The organism is Hymenobacter bucti (genome assembly GCF_042681145.1).
Classification (GTDB): domain Bacteria; phylum Bacteroidota; class Bacteroidia; order Cytophagales; family Hymenobacteraceae; genus Hymenobacter; species Hymenobacter bucti.
Genome location: NZ_JBHUFD010000001.1, coordinates 963,436 through 984,715 on the forward strand (window position 1 = coordinate 963,436; position 21,280 = coordinate 984,715).

Sequence of the window (21,280 nt, forward strand, 5' to 3'; positions counted from 1 at the left end):
AAACTCAAAAATTCAATACTATGTCTGCGCACGCTACTACCGAACACGCCTATATTCCGGGCGAAATTGCCAAACCCAACACGGGTTGGATTTGGAAGACCTTTTGGGTACTGGTTATTATCACGGCCGTTGAGTTTGTTATTGCCTTCGTAATGACGAACCCTGGTCTGCGTACCTTCCGCAACAGCATCTTTATCGTGCTCACGATTCTGAAGGCCTTCTTCATTGTGGGTGAGTTTATGCACTTGAAGCACGAGGTTAAGAGCCTCATCTGGACCATCCTGATTCCGACGTCGCTGTTGGTGTGGCTAGTAGTAGCCTTGGTTACGGAAGGTTCGTCGATTGGCGAAACCCTCTCGCACATGTTCAGCTAATCAATGCGGCCCCGCCAAACCATCTTGCTGGGGCTGCTTTTGCTGGTGCCCGTATTGGCCTTTTTATTCCTCTACGGCTTCGGCTCCAATCAATACGCGCTGCCAACCTATTTGCCCGAGCGGGCGGACTCCGTCCGCATCGCCGGCGGAGGGTGGCAGCGCGATACTGTTTTCCACCGGGTACAACCTTTTAGGCTGCGGGCCGCGGGCGGGCGCCGCATAGCCAGCAGTGTGCTAGGGCAAGGCTTGTATATCCTTCAGGTTTCGACGCCAGGGGAGGCTAGCACGCAAGCCACCCGCGCCATGGCCCGGATTCAGGAGAAGTTTCGGCGGGAACCACGGGTGCGGCTGGCCACGCTGGTGGCCGTGCCCGATGCGCAGCAGGCAGCGGCGGTGAGCACGCAGCTAGAAAAGCTCAGCGAGCAATACGGCACCATCAGCGGCAGGTGGTTTGTGCTGGCAGCCACGCCCGACTCGGTTCAGCACCTAGGGCAGTACGAGTTCGGGCTGACCACGCTCCGGCCTGAGCATCTACCCTTCCGGCCAGCCACTGAGCCGGCAACTTTGCCAGCGGGTCGGCTGTTATTAATCGACCACGACCAGCATGTGCGCGGCATCTATGATGGTACTGATATCCACGAGATAGAGCGGCTCATCACGGAAATTAACGTTTTGCTTTACATCTATGACCACCGCCGCTGAGCAGCTGCATCCGCCCGTGCTAGAGCCGGGTGACTATACCAAGTATAAAATCATCCTAGGCATTCTGGGGGCGGTGGTGCCGCTGCTAGTGGCAGTGCTCTATTTCTTCCCGCAAACCTTTCGCATTCCTGGTGCCCAGGTGCGGCTGTTGCCCGCCATCAACGCGGGCCTGAACTCGCTGACGGCTATTTTTCTGCTGGCAGGGTTCTATTTTATCCGGCGGAAGGACGTGCTGCGGCACCGCGCCATGATGGGCATTGCGTTTGGCCTAGGTAGCTTGTTTCTGCTTTCTTACGTGGCTTACCACTCACAGGCCGATAGCACGCATTTTGGCGGGGTTGGTGCCATTCGAACGGTTTATTTTCTCTTGCTTTTGACTCACATTAGCTTAGCAGTAGTCACGGTAGCGTTGGTGTTGTTTACGCTCTATTTTGCGCTGACGGGGCAGTATACCAAGCATAAAACGATTGCACGATGGACGTTTCCGGTCTGGCTTTACGTTTCCGTAACGGGGGTTATCGTCTATTTCATGATTGTCCCGTACTACCCGGCTAGCTAGCCGGGTAGCGAACTTTCCTCTCCTACGCGTGTTCTGAATTTATGAAAAAGCTAATTTTTGCCTTGACGCTTAGCTACTTGCTGCTAGGCCAACTGGGGCTGAGCCCGCGGGCCCAGGCCCAGTGCGTGATGTGTAAGTCGCAGGTGGAAGCCGCCCGCGCCGAGCGCGATGACTACGATGTAGCTGGCCTCAACAAAGGCATTGTGTACATGATGACGGTCCCCTACATCCTGATGGGGGCAATCGGCTTCTTCTGGTATCGGCGCACGCATCCTAAGCGTACGCCCGCCGCATAATGAAGCCAATTCGGGCGTGGTGGCTGGCCTTGCTAGCTCTGCGCTGCCCGCGTTGCCACACTGGGCCGTTGTTCAGCTACAGCATGTACAACCTAGGGCATTTTATGGACATGCCCGTAAGCTGTCCGGTGTGCCACCAGCACTACGAGCCCGAACCGGGGTTTTACTGGGGGGCCATGTACATCAGCTTTACGTTTTCGGTGCCAGTAGTGCTGGGGAGTGGAGCCGTGCTATACTGGTTTTTTGGTGACCCACCCACCTGGGTGTATGTGACGACGGTGGCTGTGGTAATGCTGTTGCTTACGCCGCCTTCCTTCCGCTACGCTCGCGCCGTTATGCTCTATGCCTTCGGCGGCGTGCGGTTTGATAAACGCTTCTTAGAAAAAGGTAGGACTGCTTAGCATTTGCGCATCCTCGCCCGGTTTTTGCGGAGAGGACAGCGGTGTTATCTTTTAGAAAGCCCTGGTTGGCTGTGCGGCACTGAGGAGCCGGCGGCGGGCCAGGGCATTTAGTTTAAGCTACATATGGAGCTTCCTGACTCGTTGGTGCGTCGTGGCCAGCGTATACTTTGGGCTTGGCTGCTAGTGGCCAGTGGGTTGCTAGCTTTCGGTGCTAGCTATTTGGCTAGCCAGTACGGGGCCAGCGCGGGCGAGGAGGCGCAGCCCGGTACGGCCCAGGTGCAGCGCCTCGTGCAACAGGCCACGGCCACGGCCAGCCAAGAAGCGGAGCGTATTCTGCAAACAAGCCATTATTCAAAAGCAGTTCGTTTCAGCCAGCTGCTAAGCCAAAGCACGTATCCGGCCTTTGTGGTTGAGGGCGGACAGTTGCGCGAGTGGTCGGCCGCGGGCCCAATTCCTAAAGCGGAAGACATCGCCGACAACCGGGCAGAATGGCTTTCCCAGACCAGCCTAGGTGACTTTTTGGTGGTGCGGCGGGCCATGGATAGTACGGTAGTACTGGTTTACATCCCGCTGCTGCAACGCTACGGTATCAGCAACCGCTACTTGCGAGAAGGCTATGGCCAAGCCTTGTTGCAAGGGCTGGATGTGCAGGTGCAGGCCTTGGGCGCCAAGCCGCATGCCGCTACCACGGTGCGCGAGGCCACCGGCCAGCCGCTGTTCACGGTGCAATGGCTGCAAAATAGCTCGCTGGCGGGGCGCTACCTGCCGCTGGCACTGCTGGTGCTGGGAGTGCTGCTGTACCTGGCGGGGTGGCTGGCGCTGGCGGGGCACTGGTGGCGGGCCCAGCAGGGCGCGCGCGCCGTGGCGGCGCTGGTGCTGCCGCTGCTCATATTGCGGGTGGTGCTCGTGCAGTTAGGCTTGCCAAATGCCATCCTGGAGTCACCCCTTTTCGACCCCCGGGTGTACGCTGTTTCGAGCTGGGCCCCGTCGCTGGGCGACTTGCTGCTGAATGCCGTAGTAGCGCTGGTCGTGGCCGTTGGCGCGTGGCTGCTGAGTGTGCATTACCGCTGGCAAACGCGCGCGCAGCTCGGTAGCCGCATGGTGTGGCGGGTTGGCTTGGCCGTGGCCTTTAGCTTGCTGCTGCTTCAGCTGCACAGCTACTACCGCATGGCCTTTAGTAGCGGCCAGCTCAACCTGGACATCACCCAGAGTATTCAGGCCAGCGGGTTTCGGGTGGTGCTGGCGCTGGCCGTGGTGCTGCACACGGCCGCCTTACTACTACTGCTGCTGCTGCTAACCCGCTTGCTGGGACCGGGCCGGCGGCTAACGCACGGCGGCCTGCTACTGGCTATTACTGCCGGAGGCGCCATCGCGCTACTGGGGCTGAGCGCCTTGCTTGGGTGGCCGTGGCTTTGCCTGGCGGCGTTGGCAATCAGCTACTTTGTGCTGGTGCGCATGGCCGGGCCGGGCTCGCGGGGCTTGCCTTATTTGCTGCTGCTGCTGCTGGGCCTAGGGGCGGCTACCGGGGCACTGGCGCTGTACGAACAGTTTGGCCACCAGTTACTGCTCGACAAACAACGGCTGGCCACTAACCTGCTGGTAGATAACGACCTGCAAGGCGAGTTTTTGCTGGGCGAGCGCACCCGTCAGCTTGCCGCCGACCCGGTTATTGCCCAAATGCTGGCCAACCAGCCCGTGCGGGCCGATGCCGTGCGCCGCCGCGTGAGCCGCCAGTACTTGCGCGACTACTTCGATAAGTATGAGGCCAATATTGGCTTATTTGACGCCGCCGGCCGGCCCCTAGGTACCGAGCAGGCCGATACGCTCACCTTTAGCCAAACGCGGGAGGTGCTGTCGCGCACGGCCACGGCCACCGACCAGGCCGGCGTGTACCTGCTAAAATCCGAAAACTCGTTTAGCTCGCGGCGCTATGCGGCGGTGGTGCCGCTGGTGGCGCCCGCGGCGGTAGGCATCGGGCCGCCCGCGCCGGCCGGTACCATTGTGCTCACGCTCAGCCTGCGCAAGCTGTCGAGCTACAGCGTGCTGCCCGAGTTGCTCGTCGACCAGAAGTTCTTTCAGCCCGGCTTGGCTACTGACCTCAGCTACGCCGGCTTCGCGGCCGGGCACCTGGTGTACAGCGAAGGAGATTTCGACTACGCCAACTTGCTGCCCGCGAATCGCCTAGGTGACCCGCGCCTTTATCAGGAGGGCATTGTGCTGAGTGGGTTTCACCACTTGGCGGTGCGGGGCACCGAAGGCCGCACGGTGGTAGTCACCACCTCGACGTACTCGCTGGCCGATTGGCTGTCCAACTTCTCGTTTCAGCTCTTGCTCAATAGCGTGCTGTGGCTGCTGGCGGGCGGCGTATACTTGCTGCTGCGCCGCGAGCGCCGCGCCTGGCAGCTCAACTTCAGCACCCGCATTCAGGTGCTGCTCAATGTGGGCATTCTTTTGTCATTGGTGGTGGTGAGCGTGGCCACCGCCAGCCAGGTTATCTCGGGCTACCGCCGCGACCTGCACCGCACCTACGAGCGGCGGGGGCGCATTGCGCTGGAAAGCCTCCTGCGCCGCCGCGACCTGCTCACGGACAGTGCCAACCGCCCCGCCGGCTACGACCCCGCGCTCAATGGCCTGGTGCACAACGTGGCCGCGCTCACCGAAACGGACCTCAACCTCTACGATGCGCAGGGCAAGCTGCTGGTGAGCTCGCAGCCGCTCATTTTTGAAGCGGGCCTCCTAGGGTCGCTGCTCAATCCGCAGGCCATGGTGGCCCTGCGCGAGCGCGGCCTGAGCCGCGCCCTGCTCACCGAGCGCGCCGGGTCGTTGTCGTTCAGCGCCTTATATATGCCGGTGCGCGTGCCCAGCGGCAGTGGCGCCGTGGCGGGGCCGGTGCTGGGCTACGTGGGCATTCCGTTCTTCGACTCGCAAAAGGAGCTGGACAGCAAGCTGACGGAGCTCTTCACGACCATTCTCAACATCTTTACCCTCATGGGCTTGCTATTTTTGGTGCTGGCCTTCGTGGCCACGCGCCAGCTCACGGCGCCGCTCAAGCTGCTGACCGAGCGCCTGCGGCGCACCACCCTCACGGGCCAGAACGAAATGCTGGACTACCGCAGCAGCGATGACGAAATCGGGCTGCTGGTGCGCGAGTACAACACCATGCTCAGCAAGCTCGAAGACAGCAAGCGCGAGCTGGCCACCCAGGAAAAAGAAGCCGCCTGGCGCGAAATGGCCCGCCAGGTGGCCCACGAAATCAAGAACCCGCTCACGCCCATGAAGCTGAGCCTGCAATACTTGCAGAAAGCCATCGACGAGCGCCGGCCCAACACGGAGGCCCTAATAGCCCGCATCTCGCAGACGCTCATTACCCAGATTGACGTGCTCGCGGACATTGCGACCTCGTTCAGCACCTTCACCAACCTGCCCACCATGCGCCCCGAGCGCCTCGACGTGGCGGCCGTGCTGCGGCACTGCGCCGACCTCTTTCGGGAGCAGGATGGCGATGAACACGGCGAGCTGCGCCTCGCGCTGCCCGAGGCTGACTCGTGCACCGTATTTGCCGATGAAAGCCTGCTGGTGCGGACTTTCAACAACCTGTTGCTTAATGCTAAACAGGCCGTGCCGCCCGGCCGCGCCCCGCGCCAGGAAGTGGCCCTGCAGTGCCGCCCCGGCAAGGTGCTGATTACCATTGCCGACAACGGCAGCGGCATCGCCGAAGACGTGCGCGACCAGATTTTTCGGCCCAATTTCACTACCAAAGCCACCGGCTCGGGCATCGGGCTGGCGGTGGCCAAGCGCGGTATTGAGAGCGCGGGCGGCAGTATCTGGTTTGAAACGGTGGAAGACGAGGGCACCACCTTTTTCATCGAGCTGCCGCTGGCCGGGTAGGAAGCCAGGTGATTGACCTAGGTGTCCTGTAATGAAGACAAATTATATGAGGCGGAAGTATGCGCATCGAGAAAGGAGACTTGATTCAAAAAGCCAGAGCGGGCGAATTTGAGGTGCTAGTGCACGGCTGCAATTGCCTCTGCACAATGGGCGCGGGCATCGCGAAGACCATCAAACAGGTATTTCCAGCCGCTTACGAAGCGGATGTAGCCACAATAGCAGGTGATGTCGCCAAGCTTGGTACCTATTCGCAGGCGTTGGTTGAAGTCAAGGGCAAGCCGCTGGTCATCATCAATGCCTACACGCAATACAATTGGCGCGGGCCGGGGCGGCTAGTTGATTATGATGCTATTCAACAGGTATTTCGGCGGTTGAAGCAGGAGTATAGCGGCAAGCGAATTGGGTACCCGGCCATCGGGGCCGGCTTGGCGAAAGGTGACTGGACCGTTATTGCGGCGATTATTGAGGAGGAGCTAGCAGGAGAAGACCACATTTTTGTGGAGTGGGAGAAATAAGGTAGCAGAAAGTTGGAGTGGCTACGGCTGCCCTAGGGCACTACTCAGCCGCCCCTTAGCGTTGTGCCCCCGCTAGTGCCGAACTTTACTCTATGACCCAACGCTACCGTCTGTGCTTTCCCCTCGTGGGCCTGCTCATGGCGGTGCTGTGGTTGAGTATGCCCCGCGCCTGGGCGCAACAGGCGGCGCCGGTGCCGGCCGCTACGGCGCCGGCCGCCGTGGCAGCGCCACCTAGGGTGCCCACCACGGCCCAGCCGCCGCCCACCACCCAGCGCTGCCGCTACCTGCGCCTGACCTTGGGGCGCGATACCACCACGTTTGCGCTTACTGATTCGCTGACCATCGTGCCGGCTACCGTCACGGCCAATGGGCGGCCGGTGGGCTACGACGCGGCTACCAATCGCTACCGCATCGTGCGGGCCGCGCCGGCGGCCGATAGTACCGGCAGCATCCGGCCCGATTCGGTGTACTTGTGCTACCGGGTGCTGCCGGTGCAGCTGCTGGCCCAGCGCTACCGCCGCCCGCGCCGACTCATGGACAGCATTGATTTTCGGGAGCGCAAGATGCTGCGGCTGGAGGATTTCTCGCAGCAGGAGCAGATTCTGAGCACGCCCGGTATCAGCAAGACCGGTAATCTGGCCCGCGGCATCTCGTTTGGCAACACCCAGAACGTGTTCGTGAACTCGGCGCTGAACTTGCAGCTGGAGGGCAAGCTCACCGAGAATATTCGCCTCACGGCGGCGATATCGGACCAGAACGTGCCGTTTCAGCCGGAGGGGAATACCCAAACGCTCCAGCAGTTCGATAAAATCTACATCACCCTCACCGGCCCGCAGTGGAACCTGACGGCCGGCGACGTGGTGCTGCGCAACAAGCCCGACTACTTTCTGCGCTACTACAAGAACATCCAGGGCGCGGCCATCGAGGCCAACCTAGGGGCGCCGGGCCCGCAGCCGTTGCAAGCCGGCGCCAGCAATAACAGCGTGAGTAACGCGCCGCCCTCCTCGTTCACGACCTACACCAACGGCGTGACGAATAACAGCGCCGCGCCCACCGGCAACAGCCTGCAAACCCTGACGCCGCCCGGCACCGTGGTGCCGCCCAACCAAACCCTGCAAACGCCCACCGGCGTACCCGGCGTGGTGGGCGCCCTCCCGAATGGAGTCGGGGTTGGGCGAGGGGTTGGCGTGGGACCGGCCGGTCTGCCCAGCGGCGCGGGTAGCGTGACGGTACGCGACCAAAAAGGCCAGATTCGCTCTTCGACCCTGGTGGCGGGCGGCGTGGCCAAGGGCAAGTTTGCCTCGCTCGACATCACGCCCCTCGAAAACGTGCAGGGCCCGTACCGCCTCACCGGGCCCAACGGTGAGCAGTATATCATCGTGCTGGCGGGCTCCGAGCGCGTGTACCTCGATGGGCGGCTCCAGACCCGGGGCTTCGACTACGACTACACCATCGACTACAACCTGGCCGAGCTCACGTTTTCACCCCGCCACCTCATTACCAAAAACTCGCGCCTGAAGGTTGATTTTGAGTACTCCGACCTCAACTACTCGCGCTCGCTCTACACTTTGAGCCACTACCAGCAGGTGGGCAAATTGCAAGTGCGCGGTAATTTTTACCAGGAGGCCGACGACCCCAACAGTACCGCCAACCTCTCGCTCTCGGCTACCGACCAGCAGACCCTGCGCCAGGCCGGCAACGTGGCCGCCGTGCAAACCCGGGGCGATACCCTGGCCGCCTTCAACCGCAGCCTGGTGCAGTACAACCGCACGCTGGTTACGAACCCCGGTACCGGTCAGCCGGTGGCTACTTACACCTTTCCGCCCGACTCGACCAAGCCGGTTTATAACGTGAGCTTCACCAACGTGGGCGCGGGGCGGGGCGACTACATCCTGAACACCACTTCGGGCACCAACGGCCGGGTGTACGTGTATCGGGGCCCCGGCCTGGGCCAGTACGCGCCGGTGCGGGTGCTGCCCACGCCCTTGCTCAAGCAGATGCTAACGGCCGGGGCCACTTACCAGCTCGACCCCACGGCCGCCGTGTTTGTGGACCTGGCCAGCTCGCAATTGCAGCGCAACCGCTTTGCCCTGGGTACCGAGGACAAGGGCGGGGCCATGCGCCTGGGCTACAGTGTGCAAAACCGCGCGCTGCCCCAGTGGGCGCCCGCCGCGCTGCGCAACTACCGCCTCAGCTCGGCGCTCGACTACGAGTACACCGCCCCCAAGTTCGCGCCCATCGACCGCTACCGCGATATCGAGTTCGACCGCAACTGGAGCACCGTGAGCACCGCCAATGCCACGGCTACGGCACCTAGGGAGGACAATATTCTCAACTTCGCGGTGGGCCTGACGCGCGATGCTACCCACAGCATCAACTACCGCCTCAGCCGCCGCTACCGGCCGGGCGAGGTCAACGGCCTCCAGCACTGGCTCGATGTGGCCCAGCAGGTGGGGCGTGTGGAGCTGCGCGGGGCGCTGTTTCTGCTCAATTCGCAGGCCGGGCGCTACCAGTCTACCTGGGCCCGCGGCGAGGCCAGCGTGCGCTACGGCGGCGGGCGCCTCATCCCGGGCTACAGCTATAAGTTTGATAAAAACCGCGTTATCTCGCCGGGCCGCGACTCGGTGCGCTCCGCCAATTACTTCGACGAGCACACCTTCTTCCTGCAAAGCCCCGACACCGGCCGCACCCACTACCGCTTCGACTACACCTACCGCCGCGACCAAACGCCCACTGCCGAGCAAACCACCCTGCGCGTGCGCAACATCGCCCAAACCTGGCAGGGCAACGTGACCACCCGCCTCGGCAAAACCCAGGACCTGCGCGTGCTGGCCACCTACCGTGACGTGCAGCGCGTGGAATACCCTGACAGCGCCCGCCAGCGCAACGTGCTGGGTAAAATCGACTACAACGCCACGCTGCTCCAAAACCAGATTCGCTCGGAGCTGAGCTACAGCGTGCAAACCGGCCGCGAGCTGCGCCGCGACTATTCCTTCCTGGCCGTGCCCGCCGGCCAGGGCACCCACTACTACGCCGGCGACCTCAACCGCAACGGCGTGGAGGACCGCGACGAATTCCTGGAAGCCCAAACCCCAGATGCCCAGTACCGCACCTACATCAAGGTGTACCTGCCCACCGCCGACTACCTCACCGCCTACCAAAACCGCCTCAGCTACCGCCTCACCCTCAACGCGCCCCGCGGCTGGCGCGAGGCCGGCGGCTGGCAGGCCCTGGCGGCGCGGCTCAGCAGCATCACGAGCGTCACCGTGGACCGCCGCACCAGCAGCAAGGCCCTAGGGTCGCGCCTGAGCCCGTTTAGCTTCGAGAAGGAAGATGCTAGTTTGCTGGCCTTCACCCAGCTTGTGCGCAATACGCTGTACCTCAACCGTGCCAACCCCACCTTCGGCGCCGAGCTCACTTCGCAGCAAACCCAGCAAAAGACGCTGCTGGCCCAGGGCTTCGACCTGCGCAACCTCACCACCCAGAGCCTGCTGCTGCGCCGCACGCTGGCGCAGTCGTTCACGGGCCGCCTCATTTTGGCCCGCGATGTGCGCGAGGCGCAAAGCTCATACAGTACCAACAGCGCCTACCTCAGCGCCCGCAACTTCCGGCTGCGCATCTACACCGTGCAGCCCGAAATCAGCTACCAGCCCAGCACGGCGCTGCGCTTCACGGGCACCTTGCAGCACGTCGAAAAGCGCGACCTGCTCGACCACACCGGCCAGCCCGATGTGCCGAACGACACCCGCGGCACTTTCGACGACCTAGGTCTCGAAACCCGCGTCAGCCAGGTGGGCAAGCGCACGCTCACGGCCGCCACCCACGTCACGCGCGTCACGTTCGAGGGCAACGTGGCCTCGGTAGTCGGCCTCGAAGTACTGCAAGCCCTGCGCCCCGGCTCCAACTTCACCTGGAACCTCAACCTGGAGCAGCGCCTCGCCAACGGCCTCAACATCACGGTAGCCTACGACGGCCGCAAGTCTAGCGGCCTGGGCGTGGTGCACACCGGCCGCATGCAGGTGGCGGTGCTGTTTTAAGGGTAATGAGCGTAATTTGGGTAATGGGCGTAATAAGTGCTATCATTCCGGGCGGTTTGCTGCACTCATTACGCCCATTACTCAAATTACGCTTATTACCCCATGCCCGACGCTCCCAACCCCGACTTCATGCGCGAAGCCATTCGCCTTTCCATCGAGAAAATGCAGGCCGGCTTCGGCGGCCCATTCGGGGCAGTCGTGGTAAAAGACGGGCAAATTATCGCCCGCGGCTTCAACCAAGTCACCACCACCCACGACCCCACCTGCCACGCCGAGGTCGATGCCATCCGCAAGGCCTGCCAGGCCCTAGGTACCTTCCAGCTCGATGGCTGCGACCTCTACACCAGTTGCGAGCCCTGCCCCATGTGCCTGGGGGCCATCTACTGGGCCCGCCCAGCCCGCGTATTCTACGGCAACACCAAAGCCGATGCCGCCGCCGTCGGCTTCGACGACCAGTTTATCTACGACGAAATCGAGAAGCCCTTGGGCGAGCGCCGCCTGCCCATGCAGCAGTTCCTGGCCGATGAGGCCAGCGCGAGTTTCCGGGCCTGGGAAGCGCACGAGGGGCGCACGGAGTACTAGCGAAGCCGTCGCTACTATCTGGTAAGCTCAAGGCATTGGTTGATAAGGTGCGAGCTGAGCGTTATCTTACCCATTCGTTTGTTGGCTAAGACAAGCGAAAGTGTCATGGTAAGCTTCTATCTCAACGACCAGCCCATCTATACCGCCGAGCCGCCCGCCAGCGCCCTGCTCGACTTCGTGCGCTACCACGAGCACCTGATGGGTACCAAAATCGGCTGCCGCGAGGGTGACTGCGGCGCCTGCACCATACTCGTGGGCGAGCTAGCCGAAGACGGCCAACGCATTGCTTATCAGAGTATGACGAGTTGCCTCACGCCGCTCGGCAACGTGCATGGCAAGCACGTGGTTACGGTCGAGGGCATCAACCAGGCCGGCGGTCAGCTCACGCCGGTGCAGCAGGCCATCGTGGACCACAATGGCGCGCAGTGCGGCTTCTGCACGGTGGGCTTCGTGATGTCGCTCACCGGCCACAGCCTGGCCGAAAAGCCGGCCACCGAGCAAAATACCCGCGCCGCCATCGACGGCAACATCTGCCGCTGCACGGGCTACAAGTCGCTGGAGCGCGCCGCTGCTGCCCTCACCGCCGAGCTGGCCGAGCGACCTAGTACCAATAGCGTAAAATGGCTGACTGAAAAGCAGTTCGTGCCGAGCTACTTTGGGGAAATGCCCGCAAAGCTGGCCACTCTCCGCGCCGAAACAGCCGTGGCTGAAGCGCCAGCCGCGGCTAGTCGCAACGGCCACCGCGCCACCGAAAGTGCCGTATCAACCTCACCCAACGGCCACTTCCAAAGCCAGAACAGCCACGATAGCAGCCAATTTCCCCACGCCAGCCACCCGCTGCTGAGCGGTGGCACCGACCTGCTGGTGCAGCGCCTCGACGAGCTGCGCCAGCAGCCCGTGCGCCTACTTTTTGATTACGGCCAGCGCGGCGTGCGCCAGGATAACGGCCGCGTGGTGCTGGGCGCGGCCACCACCGCCAGCCAACTACTAGAGTCGGAAGTGATGCGTAGCCTGCTGCCGCGCCTGCCCGAGTACCTCAAGCTAGTGTCGAGTACGCCCATCCGCAACATGGGCACGGTGGCGGGCAACTTCGTAAACGCCTCGCCCATTGGCGATTTAACGATACTTTTTCTGGCCCTAGGAGCCGATATTACGTTGGCTAACGCAGTCGGTGCCAGCCGCACGCTGCCGCTGGCTAGCCTCTACCTAGGGTATAAAAAACTGGCAAAAACCGCCGACGAGCAGGTAACGGAAATCAGCTTTCCGGCGCCGCACGCCGGTGACTTTTTTAACTTCGAGAAAGTCTCCAAGCGCACGCACCTCGATATTGCCAGCGTAAACACCGCCGCCTGGCTACGCCTTGATAATGGCATCGTTACTGCCGCCCGGCTTTCTGCTGGTGGGGTAGGGCCGGTGCCATTGCTGCTGGCTCGCACCGGCGAGTACTTGGTAGGCCGCGAGCTGAGCGCCGAAACGGCGGCTGGGGCCAATGAGGTGATACAGTCAGAAATCAGCCCGATTGGCGACGTGCGCGGCACGGCGGCTTACAAGCGACTGCTGCTGCGGCAGCTGCTGTTCGCGCATTTCCTTCGGTTTGCGCCGGAGTTGGCGATGAGTAGTTTGATAGGGCAATAGCAACATCAATATGTCCTCTACTTACCCTGCCATAGTCTGCACAGAGAATACGCTGTCCGGCTCGCCCAGAATCGACGGGCGGCGATTGGCGGTGGGTGATGTAGTTAGCATAGTGCACGACTCGTTGCACCACGCGCTTGACAGTCATGAACTAACACTTGACCAGATTAAACAGGCGCTGGGCTACTGCGCAACGTTGCAATGTAAAAGCGATAATCCATTGGTGTTCTGCCATAATTGCTCGTTGCGGAGAGAGCAGGAAGGCCCATTGGATACTTCATATTTAGAAGAGTTTATCAGCGGAGACTTTGTCTTTGTTAGGGGCGAAAACTTTCATTTCTTTGGGTCGATGGCAGAGTTGCTAGAAGACCATCGTGGCTATGACTGGTGGATGATTGCCACGAATTTATTGATTGATTTAAGAACGGAATTGCGCGACGAATCAGCCCGCAGCTAGCACTATGAACCACCTCGACCCCCAGCGCCACGTGCGCGGCGAATCGCAGTACCTCGACGATGTGCCCGTGCAGCAGGGTACGCTCTACGCGGCCGTGTACGAGTCGCCGCTGGCGCACGGCGTGCTACGTAGCCTAGACCTAGGCGCCGCCCGGCGAGCGCCCGGCGTGGTGCGTATCCTCACGGCGGCCGACATCCCAGGGCAGAACCAAATCGGCGGCATCGTGCCCGACGAGCCGCTGCTGGCCGAGGGGCACGTGCACTTTCGGGGACAGCCGGTGGCGCTGGTGCTGGCCCGCACCGAGGCGCAGGCGCACGCCGCGCTTAAGCTCATCACGGCTGATATTGAGCCGCTGCCCATTATCACCGACCCGCGCCGGGCCGCCGCGCAGGGCGAGCTAATTGTGCCGCCGCGCACCTTCCGCATCGGCGATTCGGCGGGCGCGTTTGCGGGGTGCGCGCACGTGTTTGAGGGCGTGGCCGAGAGCGGCGGGCAGGAGCATCTGTACATCGAAACGCAGGCGGCCTACGCCTTCCCGACTGAGCTAGGCGGGGTTAAAATTATCTCTTCAACCCAGGGGCCGACGGCCGTGCAGCGCCATTGCGCGGTGGTGCTGGGTATCGGTATGCACCAGATTGAGGTGGATGTGACGCGCCTCGGCGGTGGTTTTGGCGGTAAGGAAGACCAGGCCACGCCCTGGGGCTGCCTGGCGGCCCTAGGTGCCTTCGTGGTCAAGAAACCCGTCAAGCTCGTGCTCGACCGCATGGCCGACATGCGGATGACTGGCAAGCGCCACCCGTACTCGTCGGATTTTAAAATCGGGCTGGACGCCGACCTGAAAATCCTGGCCTACGAGGTGACGTATTACCAGAATGCCGGCGCCTCGGCCGACCTCTCGCCGGCCGTGCTGGAGCGCACGCTTTTCCACACCACGAACGCTTATTTCATCCCCAACGTCACGGCTACGGCCAACTCGTGCCGCACCAATTTGCCGCCTAACACGGCCTTTCGGGGCTTCGGGGGGCCGCAGGGGATGTTCGTGATTGAGTCGGCCATTACCAAGGCGGCCGAGGCGCTGGGCGTGCTGCCGAGCGAGATTCAGCGGCGTAACCTGCTGCGCGAGGGCGACCGGTTTCCGTACCGGCAGCCGGCCGAAATGTGCCACGCCGAGCAGGCCTGGGACACGGCCGCCGAGCTGTTTGACCTAGGCGGCCAGCGGGCGGCGATTGCGAAGTTCAACCAGGAAAATCAGCTGTTTAAGAAAGGCTTGGCGATGATGCCCATCTGCTTCGGCATCTCGTTCACCAAGACCTTTATGAACCAGACGCGGGCCTTGGTGCACATCTACACCGACGGCTCGGTGGGCATCAGCACCGGCGCGGTGGAAATGGGGCAGGGCGTGAATACTAAAATTGCGCAGGTGGCGGCCCGCACGCTGGGGATTTCGATTGCGCGAATTAAAATCGAAACCACCAACACCACCCGCGTGGCCAACACCTCGCCCAGCGCCGCTAGCGCCACCGCCGACCTCAACGGCAAGGCCACCGAGCTGGCCTGCCAGGCCCTGCGCGAGCGCCTGCTGCGCCACGCCAGCACCGAGTTCGCGGTCGAGTACGAAGGCATCAGCATCGAAGATGAGCAGGTGCTGGCCGCCGGTATTCCGGCCGAAACCACCTGGGAAAAGCTGGTGAGCAGCGCCTTTGTGCGACGCGTGGCCCTCACCGAAAACGCCCACTACGCCACGCCCGGCGTGCACTTCGATGCCAGCGTAGAGCAAGGCCACCCTTTTGCCTACCACGTGTATGGCACAGCGCTCACCACGGCCACCGTCGATTGCTTGCGCGGCACCTACACGATTGACAGCGTGCAAATTGCCCACGACTTCGGCCAGAGCTTTAGCCCGGCCATCGACCGCGGGCAGATTGAGGGTGGCGCGGTGCAGGGTATCGGCTGGATGACGCTGGAGGAAGTGAGCTACAACGACGAAGGCCGCCTGCTCAGCAACTCGCTGAACAGTTACAAGATACCCGACCTCTACTCGGTGCCCGCCGTGCTCGACGTGCACTTCCTCGACACGCCCGGCCACCCCAATGCCATCCTACGCGCCAAGGCCGTGGGCGAGCCGCCGCTCATGTACGGCATCGGCGCCTACTTCGCGCTGCGTGCGGCGGTGCGGGCCTTCCGGCCCAGCGCGGCCCTGCCGCTGGTGGCCCCGATGACGCCCGAGCGCGTCCTAGGGGGGCTGTATCCCGAGTTTGTGGCTGCGCAGGCGCAGCTAGCGTAAGCGCCGCCATCAATAAAAAATGCCCGCCCTGGCCCGCAAAAGCGGAGCCGGGGCGGGCATTTTTTAGGCGAAAATAATCCGGTGCGGACGGTTAGCGCGGGGTGGTGAGCAACTCCTCAATCTTCTGGTTGAAGGCTTTGAGGTCGTCGGGCTTGCGGCTGGTGATGATATTGCCGTCTACCACTACCTCCGAATCCTGCCACTCGGCGCCGGCGTTGCGCAGGTCGGTTTTGAGGCTGGGCCAGCTCGTGATGTGCTTGCCGCGCACCACGTCGGCCTCGATGAGCAGCCAAGGGCCGTGGCAAATGGCGGCCAGCGGCTTGCCGGTGTGGGCAAATTCGCGCACAAAGTCAATTACGCTGGGCTCCAGGCGCAGCTTGTCGGGGTTAATCTGGCCGCCGGGCAGCACCAGGGCGTCGTAGTCGGCCACCTGCACTTCGTCGATGGTTTTGTCTACGTCCACTTTATCGCCCCAGTCGGTCATGTCCCAGCCCTTGATGCTGCCGCTTTTCAGCGATACCACGTGCACTTCGGCGCCTTCGTTTTTTAGGAATTTCTGCGGCTCGGTCAGCTCTAGCTGCTCAAAGCCATCGGTGGCGATGATGGCCACGCGCTTACCTTTCAATTTATCATTTCCAAAAAGTGACATTGCGAAAAAACTAAGCGGCGGATGGTCCCGCCAGCTGCCTAAAGTTTACGCTCAGACCAGGAAAGTAGTTGCGGAAGAGGTTGGGCCTAAAAGCCTTTGCTATATAGCTTAGAATTGGTTTTAGGCGCCACCGGCGGGCGACGGTGCCACGCTTGAGGCCGCCCGCTGGGCCAGGCAATACCTAGGGCCGCTACGCTGTGCGCCGGCGCCCGGCCAGAATGCGGTAGAACGAGCGCGTCTCAATCTCCTCAATGGTGAGGCCAGTGGGCACGATTTCCTCTTCCGAAATAGCGCCGCAGTTCAGAGCTTTCAGGAAGAAGTTGAGCAAGCCCTGGCCGGTGGCGGCATCGTCGAAAATATCGCCGGTGAGGGTCGAAATGGCGGCGCGGTCCACGAAGGTTTTGAGGCGGTGCACGGCGCTTTCGTAGCTGCTGAGGAAGAAGTTGTAGGTGGCCGCGTAGCGCATGGGCAGCTGGGCGGGGTTGAGGTCCCAGCCCTGGTAAAGGCCGCCGATGAGCGAGTGCATGGTGTGGTGGTAGGCCTGGCGCCAGCCGCTGTGCACGGCCTCCTGGTTTTCGCGCAGCTGCGCAAAGCTCAGGTTATCGCCGCGGTGCGGGCCTATGGGCATCACGTTGGTAGCGCCGTCGCTGAGGAAGATGCCGGTGCCCCCTAGGGCTACTTTGGTCATGTGGTGGGCAAAGTCGCAGACGGGGTGCGCCATAGTCTGGTACTTGGCCGTGATGCCGGCCGAGGCCGTGTAGTCGTAGGTGCCGAAGTGCGCCGCAATGCAGCGCCCCTCGCTGGCCCGGACGATACGCATGAGCGGGTTGCGGCCCTCCTCGTCCATCACGATTTGGGTGGCTTCCACCATCGTTTCCATCTTCAACGTGCCGGGCGCCAGGTTATTGGCTTTTTCCAGCAGCTCTAGCAGGCGCACCATGGTGGTCATCTGCTCGGGGATGGTGACCTTGGGTAGCATTACCACGAAGTTGGCGGGCAGCTGGCCGCCGGTGGCTTCGAGCAAGGTGCTCAGGAAGATATCGAGCGTGCGCACACCGCGGGCTTTCAGGTCTTCGGTGAAGGGCTTGATGCGGATGCCAATGAAGGGCGAGAGCGTACCCTGCGTCATACCTAGGGCTACTTCGTGGGCGGCCTGCACGGCGGTGGCGTCCTCTTCGGCATCGGGCCGGTTGCCAAAGCCATCCTCAAAATCAATGCGAAAATCCTCGACGGCCTCGCTTTTAAGCTTCTGCACCACCTTGTTATACACGGTGTAGGCCAGCCAGGCGGGCTCTTGGCGGCGCTGGTCGGCGGGCAGCTTGTCGAGGTAGTCGGTGAGGTAGTGAATGTCTTTCTCTAGGGTGGGCAGGTGCTCGTGGCCGGCCAGCTGGAGCACGCGAGCCAGCTCCACGAAGTTGGGCGCGTAGGTCTGGAGGTTGCGCAGCGCGATTTCGCCCATCCGCACGCAGGTATCGGCCTTGAAGAGGTTGGCGCCGCCGTACACGGTGTGCACGGGCTGGCGGTCGGGGCGGTCGCCGGGGTAGGTGTGCTGAAAGCGCAGGTTGGCCTCGCCGAGCTGGTCGAGCAGGGCGGCAGTGTCGGTGTCCTGGAGGCTGAGTTTCATGGTGGGAGAGGAGTTGGGGAGTGTGCCGCGAACTGGAAAGTTCGTGGTACTGGCTCAGGAGCCGCGGTAGGTGCTGTAGCCGAAGGGGTTGAGCAGTAGCGGCACGTGGTAGTGCGATTCGTCAGTTATCACGAAGCAAATATCCACGAACGGGTAAAAGCCCGTCGTATGCAGCTGCTCAAAATATTGCTGGGTAAAAAACCGCAGTTGATACGCGCCGTGGGCGAGCCGCTCTTCGGGCAGCAGCAGGTCGGTGAGGCGGCCGTCGGCATCGGTGAGGCCGCGGGCAATTTCGCGCCAGCCCGCGTCGTGGGCCCAGTCGTGCAGCACAATGGTAACGCCCGCCGCGGGCCGGCCCAGCGTGGTATCGAGAATGTGGGTGGTGATTTGGCTCATGCGAGTAGTTTTTCGAGGCGCAGGCGCGTGATTTTGGCCTGCTCGCTTCTGGCAACGTGGATTTCCTGGGCGGGTTCGTGGGGCAGCCGGGCTTGCAGCAGCGCCAGCATCTCGTCGGCCGACTTACCCGTGGCGCACACGATGAAGATGTAGCCAAATTTCTGCGCGTACGTGTCGTTGCCGGCCGCCAGGGCTTCCAGGGTTTCTGGCGCAGCCTGCCGCACCGCGCCCTGCTCGCCCGCCGCCCAGGTGGCGGTGCTGGCAAATTTCTCTTTCAGGGCGTTTACGTCGCCGATTTTGGGGTGGTGCTTGAACGCTTCGCGCCAATCGGCTTCGCCTAGGTTGTCCCAGATGCGCTCGGCGGCTTCGAAGAGCGCGGCCGGCGAAGCGAACGGAAACTGATCGTTTAGGGCAGCTACCCAGGCCACGGCGCCGCAGCAGGTACCTAGGGCTTCGGCGCGGGCAGCGGGGGCCAGGGCGTTGAGGTCAGAAAGGGTCATGGAAGTAGCGGGTAGGGCGGGCCTGCCCGGCGGACTAATCGGGGAGGGTTGGGCTTGGGTTTGCCGGCGTTCTCTTTCTGCTAATGCTACTCCCACCGCTATGGCTGCCAGGGAGGCCGCCGTGCCGAAAAGCCAACCCGTGGCCCCGCCCATCGACAGCCCGCTGCTGAGCCCGACCCCCACGCCGGTAATAACGGGCAGCGCCGCCGTTTCGAGCCAGGTAGCCAGGGTTGCCGAGCGGTTGGGCTGCTGCATCAGACCACCGTCGGAAAGCGGTTCACGTTCTTATAGTAGATGTACACCGAGGGCTCCTTGCCGATAGAGGCGGCCCACTGCTGGCAGAAGGGCGCCATCCAGATGGAGTCGCCCTTCTGCACCGGGTACCACTGCTGGTCAAGCATATAGATAGCTTGGCCCTGCAAGTAGAGCAAGCCGTGCTCCATAATGTGGGTTTCCACCATCGGCAGGTTGCCGCCGGGCTGGTAGGTGAAGATGTTGACCGCCATATCGAAGCCTAGGTCGTTGGGCAGCAACTCCTGAATGCGCAGGGCCTCGTCGCCCATGTACACGGGCGCTTTGCTGTCGTCTTTCTCGCCCCAGCACACGCCGGGCGTGGTGTGGCCGGCCAGCGGCTCGTACACTTTGTGAAAGGTGAGCACTTGCGTGCCGGCCGTGGGGTTTTTGAAGGTATAGCTTTGGCCAATAGGCACGTACACGAACTTGCCCACTGTCAGAATCCGGCTATCGTCGCCGATGGTGGCCTGCACCTGGCCCTGCACCACGTAGAAAAAAATCTGGCTGGCCTCGGTAGCGCCCGTCAGCTGCCCAGCGTCAGTGAGAGTCACGAGCGTTTGGCAGAGTCGGGCACCCATCTGCTCGTTGATGATGACGTTGACGGTGCCGCCCGTCCAGCCGGGCACGTTGCTGTTGATGTAGCCATCGGGCGCGATGATGGCGTGGTTGCGCTTGACGACGGAGCGGGTGGTGGAGCCTAGGGTCATGGGAGTTTGAATTAAAAATATTGGGTAGAATTGAAGCTCATTCAAAACGACTAGTAGCAATTATCGTGGCTAACAAGCTGCTACTTTAGGCCATTTTTAATTCTTCATTTTTAATTTTTAATTCCAATAAAAACCGCTCAGCCACCTCCAGCGCCGCCGCCACGTCGGCGGCCTCCACGTTCTCCAACGGGTTGTGACTGATGCCTTTGTAGCAGCGGATGAAAGCCATGGTGGCGGGCGCCACGGCCGAAGCGGGCACCGCGTCGTGGCCCGCGCCGCTCACCAGGCCTACTACCGCGTGGCCGCTAGCCGCGATGGCCTGGCCGAGCAGGCGGTTCAGCCCTAGGTCGCAGGCTACGGGCGCGGTGTACTGCACCAGCTGCCAATCGAGGTCCAGGCCGCGCCGAGTGGCGATGGCTTTAGCCTCGGCTTGCAACTCGGCGTAGGCCGCGGCGAGCTGGTCGGCGTCGGGGCTGCGCAGGTCGAAGCTGTGCACCACTTGGCCCGGAATCACGTTGCTGGCCGCGTACGGGATGCGCAGCTGGCCCACCGTGGCCACCAGCCCCCGGCCGTGACCTAGGGCGAAGGCCTCGGCCGCCAGCACAAACTCGGCGGTGGCGGCCAGCGCGTCTTGGCGCATGGCCATTGGCACGGTGCCGGCGTGGCCAGCCATGCCCTGCCAGGTCAGCTCCACGCGCTGCTGCCCGGCAATGGCCGTGACCAGCGCGATGGGTACCTTATTGTCCCACAGCACCGGCCCCTGCTCGATGTGCAGCTCGAAGTAGCCCAGCCACTCGTCGGCGGGCAGGGCGTCGGTGGCGAGCGTGGCGGCGTTGCCGCCCATCTCCGCAATGGCTTGGGCCAGGGTAATGCCGTCGGCGTCGGCCCTTTGCAAAAGCGTTGGCTCGAAGGCGCCGGTCACCACTTTGCTGCCCAGGTAGGTGGTGTGAAAGCGCACGCCCTCCTCATCGCTGAAGGCCATCAGCTCAATATGGAATGGCAGCGCAATACCTTGTTGGCTAATGCGCTCCACCAAATCCAACCCCATTAAGACACCTAGGGGACCATCATACTTACCGGCATTCACCACCGTGTCGATGTGTGAGGCCAGCACGAAGGTTTTGGCGCCCGGCCGCTGGCTCGCCAGCCGGCCGCGCAGGTTGCCGATGCCATCGAGGCGCACTTCCAGGCCCGCGGCCTCAAACCAGCGCTGCACCAAGTCGCGCCCCCGCACAAAGGCCGGCGTGCCAAACCGCCGCGTCACGGTGGCGCCCGTCGCGTCTTCGCTGATGGCGGCCAGTTCGTCGATGCGGCGCAGAATATGAGTGGTGCGGGCAAGATAATCAGACATCTGAACGAAGGATAAAGAGGACAAAGCGG

General features: G+C 62.4%; 18 protein-coding genes. 12 read left to right on the plus strand and 6 right to left on the minus strand.

What is annotated here, in order from left to right; all coding sequences use genetic code 11:
• Nucleotides 1-20 precede the first annotated feature (20 nt).
• The 12 genes from ACFSDX_RS03970 (at nucleotide 21) to ACFSDX_RS04025 (ending at nucleotide 15,730) form a co-directional block, all read left to right on the plus strand.
• The gene (locus ACFSDX_RS03970) at nucleotides 21-374 is read left to right on the plus strand and encodes a cytochrome C oxidase subunit IV family protein (protein WP_382311882.1); all 354 of its coding nucleotides are present in this window, start codon (nucleotides 21-23) and stop codon (nucleotides 372-374) included.
• Between the two features lie 3 nt (nucleotides 375-377).
• Complete coding sequence (locus tag ACFSDX_RS03975) at nucleotides 378-1,076, plus strand: DASH complex subunit DAD2 (RefSeq protein ID WP_382311883.1); 699 nt, start codon at nucleotides 378-380, stop codon at nucleotides 1,074-1,076.
• The gene (locus tag ACFSDX_RS03980; protein WP_382311884.1) at nucleotides 1,060-1,635 is read left to right on the plus strand and encodes a DUF420 domain-containing protein; all 576 of its coding nucleotides are present in this window, start codon (nucleotides 1,060-1,062) and stop codon (nucleotides 1,633-1,635) included. The genes ACFSDX_RS03975 and ACFSDX_RS03980 overlap by 17 nt, the downstream gene beginning before the upstream one ends.
• 41 nt (nucleotides 1,636-1,676) lie before the next feature.
• Nucleotides 1,677-1,931 (plus strand): hypothetical protein, encoded by a 255-nt coding sequence (locus ACFSDX_RS03985; protein ID WP_382311885.1) that lies wholly within the window; start codon nucleotides 1,677-1,679, stop codon nucleotides 1,929-1,931.
• Nucleotides 1,931-2,332, plus strand: coding sequence for a DUF983 domain-containing protein (locus tag ACFSDX_RS03990; RefSeq protein ID WP_382311886.1), 402 nt, complete (start codon nucleotides 1,931-1,933; stop codon nucleotides 2,330-2,332). Before ACFSDX_RS03985 ends, ACFSDX_RS03990 begins: the two co-directional genes overlap by 1 nt.
• A 219-nt stretch (nucleotides 2,333-2,551) precedes the next feature.
• Nucleotides 2,552-6,220: an ATP-binding protein gene (locus ACFSDX_RS03995; protein ID WP_382311887.1), complete on the plus strand. Its 3,669-nt coding sequence runs from the start codon at nucleotides 2,552-2,554 to the stop codon at nucleotides 6,218-6,220.
• A gap of 59 nt (nucleotides 6,221-6,279) precedes the next feature.
• Nucleotides 6,280-6,735, plus strand: coding sequence for a macro domain-containing protein (locus ACFSDX_RS04000; RefSeq protein WP_382311888.1), 456 nt, complete (start codon nucleotides 6,280-6,282; stop codon nucleotides 6,733-6,735).
• A gap of 92 nt (nucleotides 6,736-6,827) precedes the next feature.
• The gene (locus ACFSDX_RS04005) at nucleotides 6,828-10,772 is read left to right on the plus strand and encodes a hypothetical protein (protein WP_382311889.1); all 3,945 of its coding nucleotides are present in this window, start codon (nucleotides 6,828-6,830) and stop codon (nucleotides 10,770-10,772) included.
• Nucleotides 10,773-10,874: 102 nt separating this feature from the next.
• Entirely contained in the window at nucleotides 10,875-11,354 is a 480-nt protein-coding gene (locus ACFSDX_RS04010) for a nucleoside deaminase (protein ID WP_382311890.1), read from the plus strand.
• 105 nt (nucleotides 11,355-11,459) lie between these two features.
• Entirely contained in the window at nucleotides 11,460-12,989 is a 1,530-nt protein-coding gene (locus ACFSDX_RS04015; protein ID WP_382311891.1) for an FAD binding domain-containing protein, read from the plus strand.
• A 10-nt stretch (nucleotides 12,990-12,999) separates the two neighbouring features.
• Entirely contained in the window at nucleotides 13,000-13,446 is a 447-nt protein-coding gene (locus tag ACFSDX_RS04020) for a DUF433 domain-containing protein (RefSeq protein WP_382311892.1), read from the plus strand.
• Between the two features lie 4 nt (nucleotides 13,447-13,450).
• Nucleotides 13,451-15,730 (plus strand): xanthine dehydrogenase molybdopterin binding subunit, encoded by a 2,280-nt coding sequence (locus tag ACFSDX_RS04025; protein ID WP_382311893.1) that lies wholly within the window; start codon nucleotides 13,451-13,453, stop codon nucleotides 15,728-15,730.
• Between the two features lie 91 nt (nucleotides 15,731-15,821).
• Here ACFSDX_RS04025 and ACFSDX_RS04030 read toward each other — a convergent pair whose 3' ends face one another.
• The 6 genes from ACFSDX_RS04030 to ACFSDX_RS04055 form a co-directional block, all read right to left on the minus strand.
• Entirely contained in the window at nucleotides 15,822-16,379 is a 558-nt protein-coding gene (locus ACFSDX_RS04030) for a type 1 glutamine amidotransferase domain-containing protein (RefSeq protein ID WP_382311894.1), read from the minus strand.
• Between the two features lie 190 nt (nucleotides 16,380-16,569).
• On the minus strand, nucleotides 16,570-18,003 hold the full coding sequence (locus ACFSDX_RS04035; protein WP_382311895.1) for a DUF6986 family protein: 1,434 nt from the start codon (nucleotides 18,001-18,003) through the stop codon (nucleotides 16,570-16,572).
• Nucleotides 18,004-18,057: 54 nt separating this feature from the next.
• Entirely contained in the window at nucleotides 18,058-18,399 is a 342-nt protein-coding gene (uraH, locus tag ACFSDX_RS04040) for a hydroxyisourate hydrolase (RefSeq protein ID WP_382311896.1), read from the minus strand.
• Nucleotides 18,396-19,154 (minus strand): 2-oxo-4-hydroxy-4-carboxy-5-ureidoimidazoline decarboxylase, encoded by a 759-nt coding sequence (gene uraD, locus ACFSDX_RS04045; RefSeq protein ID WP_382311897.1) that lies wholly within the window; start codon nucleotides 19,152-19,154, stop codon nucleotides 18,396-18,398. Before uraD ends, uraH begins: the two co-directional genes overlap by 4 nt.
• Nucleotides 19,154-19,900: a (S)-ureidoglycine aminohydrolase gene (gene allE / locus ACFSDX_RS04050; RefSeq protein WP_382311898.1), complete on the minus strand. Its 747-nt coding sequence runs from the start codon at nucleotides 19,898-19,900 to the stop codon at nucleotides 19,154-19,156. The genes uraD and allE overlap by 1 nt, the downstream gene beginning before the upstream one ends.
• Nucleotides 19,901-19,985: 85 nt before the next feature.
• Complete coding sequence (locus tag ACFSDX_RS04055) at nucleotides 19,986-21,251, minus strand: Zn-dependent hydrolase (protein ID WP_382311899.1); 1,266 nt, start codon at nucleotides 21,249-21,251, stop codon at nucleotides 19,986-19,988.
• Nucleotides 21,252-21,280 lie beyond the last annotated feature (29 nt).